General features: G+C 66.3%; 3 protein-coding genes. 1 reads left to right on the forward strand and 2 read right to left on the reverse strand.

Annotated features, from left to right (window positions below):
- Both ACZ5NH_RS45380 and ACZ5NH_RS45385 read right to left on the reverse strand, forming a co-directional pair.
- The coding region (locus tag ACZ5NH_RS45380; protein ID WP_468784338.1) for a S1 family peptidase at nt 1–827 on the reverse strand (827 nt) is incomplete at its 3' end.
- Between the two features lie 58 nt (nt 828–885).
- Complete coding sequence (locus ACZ5NH_RS45385; RefSeq protein WP_468784339.1) at nt 886–1,410, reverse strand: hypothetical protein; 525 nt, start codon at nt 1,408–1,410, stop codon at nt 886–888.
- Nucleotides 1,411–1,875: 465 nt separating this feature from the next.
- Between ACZ5NH_RS45385 and ACZ5NH_RS45390 the strand changes: the two genes are divergently transcribed.
- Nucleotides 1,876–2,490, forward strand: a complete 615-nt coding sequence (locus tag ACZ5NH_RS45390; protein WP_468784341.1) for a DUF3995 domain-containing protein — start codon at nt 1,876–1,878, stop codon at nt 2,488–2,490.
- Nucleotides 2,491–2,618: the final 128 nt, after the last annotated feature.

Genomic DNA, 2,618 nt, shown 5'->3' on the forward strand with positions numbered 1-2,618 from the left:
ACGATCAGGTCCATGTGACGGGTGCCGCCCGCGGAGTCGCCCGCGTAGTAGCCGGCCGTGATCTGCACGGCGTGCTTCCACGGCGCGGCCGCGAAAACGGGGGCGTAGGCGACCTGCTGCACCCAGGAGGCGAGGTCGTCGACCCGGGCGGCCACGGCCCCGGTGCGGGTCTCCGCCGGGTCGCTGCCCAGGCAGCCGCCTTGCCAGGACAGGCTGCTGACACCCACGACCGCCCCGGCGGTGCTCACCACGGGCCCGCCAGTGTCACCCTTGCAGATCGCCGCGCCGTCCGACTTCGCGGCCAGATCGAGGGTGGTGGCGGCGGTGTTCTGGACGGTGAACGCGGCCGCGTGAACCTGGCCGGGCACCCACTCGTCCCGGGTACGCCCGAACCCGGCGGCCTGGACCTCGTCCCCGGCACCAGGCGCGGCCGCCGCTACCGGGACGGGGGTGATACCGCTGACGGGCTTGGCCAGCTGGGCCATCATCACGTCCCGGTCGGTGCGCGGCACCAGGTTCACCAACTGCTGGGCGCCGCCGCCGATGGTGGCGGTCGTCTTCAGCTTCGGCGCGCCGGACGCGAGCGTTGCGCCCGGGGTGTCGGTGAAGCAGCTCGCGGCGGTCAGCAGCCACTGCGGGGCGACGAGGGTGGCCGAACAGCCGCGCTGGCCGCCGACATCGAGGCGGGCGGTGGCGGCCGAGACCGTGGCAGAAGCGGCCGGGCCGGATACGGCGGTGGCGGGTGCGGTGGTCACAGCGGCGGCGGCCATGGAGGTGGCGGCGATCAGAGCGCCGGTCCACGCGGTGCGCGGACGAAAGCCAGACATGAAAACAACTTCCTTGCTGTCGTACGAGAGCGGAGAGAGGGCAGGCGGGCGGACCGGGTCAGCCGGTGACCCGCAGTTCCAGCAGCACCGTCGGCGCACCACCGGCCGCGCCCTCGCCCACGCTCTGATAGCCGTTCTTGTCCACGGTCACCGTCTTCACCGGCGCCGTGGGATCCGCCTGCGGCCTCAGGTCCGCGCTGATGGGATGGTCGGCGGTCTCCAGAGCGAACACATGTGCCAGTTCCAGAGTGAGATATCCCGACTTCGCGTTCGCCTTGAAGCAGTACGCGCCCTGGGAATCCCCGCTCTGCCCCTGCACGGTGAGGACCTTGATCTGCTGGGCGGAGTCGTCGCACTTGGCCAAGGTGATGTGCCCGTCGCCCTTGATCAGCTTGATGCCCTGGTCCCGCTGGATCTGATCCGCGTTCGGATACGCGTAGTCCTCCACCGCGGACGGCGGCATGGCCCCGGCAGTTCCCCCTGTCGGCTGCGGGTCGGCAGAGGCGAGCATCGGCGTGCTCGCGAGCGCCAGAATGGCAGCAACCCCCGCGACCGGGAGCATCCTGCGCATACGAGGAGTCACCCGAATTCCTTTCCAGGCACGGGTGACGGCATGACGAAATAACATCTGCAGCCCCCCACGCACACAGACGTAAAGCAAAAATAAGTGGTCGATCGCGACCCTAAAACGGCATCAGATCCGAAACAACGTGACCATCATCATATGAAGTTCACGGAACCCGCTCAGCAAGTTCACAGTAGGACCGGTGCATAACACCTCAAACGTTGCATTGCATGCACCAAGAACAATCTGAGAACCTATGAACTGTGCTACATGAAGTCATCATTGTTTCATGTTGCATAAATTTAGTGAATCCTTACCATGTGTCGGCGAGTTAAGGGCTGTCCCGTAACTGATCTTCGAGGTTGCCAGTTCCGGGTCCGTCGGGTCGCTCACAGCTCGCGCGGCGAGAGGTAGCTCTCGTGGGGGAGGCGGATCCTCCGTGCGGATGACGCACGTCGTCGCGGTTCGGACCATGATCGACTCATGTCGATCATGCATTCCTTGGGCGACACAATGCGCCCCGTCCCGCGCCAGGCAGACCGCCTCCACCTGAGCAAATGGCCTGGATGCGCCGCTGCAGCGTGGGGGTTCTTGTTCGCGGTACCCAGTTTCGTCTGGGCGACCGGCGATACCTTCGGCGCGCAGTCCACGGTGTCGCCGTCGTTGGTGAAGCTCGCTCGCGATGGAGTGCCATGGTTCCTGACCGTCCTGGTCGTAACCGGCTTCCTGAAGCTCTTCGGGGCATTGGTCGGCATCGGCCTGACGCGACCGCGGGGCTCGCGGATCAGCCGGCTCATGGTGTTCTGCGGCGGGGGCGCGGCGACCCTGCTCACGTGGCACGGCGGCCTCTTCGTCGTCCACGGTGTGCTGGTCGAGGCCGGGGCCGTCTCTGTTGAGCTAGATCTGACTGGGCTGACCGGTTGGTACCTCTACTTGTGGGGGCCGTGGTTCATCGTCGGTGGTCTGATCTTCGCGGGGGCCACCGCGCTGTATGTCAGCCAACGCGATGATCGGCGCAAGATGCGCCTCTACGGCGCCGTGGGCGTGCTCGCTGCCCTGTTCCTGTCCTTGGCCTCGACGGCTACCGGGATCGGTTGAGAGCTGGTCCGTAACTGCTGGTCACGGGTGAGATGGCTCTGTGCTGGTCTCCCGATCAGATCGCAGGGTGGCTGCGACGTCAGTTTCCTGGCGACACCACCATGCAAATCTCGCACGAAGCGATCTAC

The organism is Streptomyces sp. NPDC031426, from assembly GCF_055581585.1.